Raw genomic sequence first — 536 nt, 5'->3', positions numbered from 1 at the left:
ACCTTCACTGCCACTGAGGGTGGGTTGTCGCGTTCGATCACGGTGTCGGTGGTCGATGACACCGACAAAGAGAGCCTGGTCCCGGGTGCTGCGGTGGTGACGGTGATCGGGTTGCCGCCGGCCATCACGGTGGGTGGTTTGCCGATTTTCCGGTTGGGTGGTTCCCCCGTCAAGGTCGTGTCGTCGGTGAGCATTCTCGATGGGGATTCGGAGAACCTGTCGAAGGCGACGCTGACCATTGGTGGTCTGTCGTATCGCTCCGGGGATGTGCTGAGCTTCAGCGGTATTGAGGGAAATCCGATCACCGCCTCGTGGGACGAGACCACCAGAACACTGACGCTCTCGGGTGTGGCGTCGATCGAGCAGTACGAGGCGGCGATCAAGGCCGTTACCTTCACTGCCACTGAGGGTGGGTTGTCGCGTTCGATCACGGTGTCGGTGGTCGATGACACCGACAAAGAGAGCCTGGTCCCGGGTGCTGCGGTGGTGACGGTGATCGGGTTGCCGCCGGCCATCACGGTGGGTGGTTTGCCGAT

1 pseudogene is annotated in these 536 nt (G+C 62.1%); it reads left to right on the top strand.

Features of this window, described 5'->3' with window-relative positions:
- Positions 1-536, top strand: a pseudogene (locus ACXMYJ_RS29375) (hypothetical protein); the annotation flags it as partial.

The organism is Mycobacterium sp. ZZG (genome assembly GCF_054786995.1).
The sequence above is the reverse complement of the archived record's forward strand: the minus strand, read 5'-3'. Positions and strand labels throughout refer to the sequence as shown.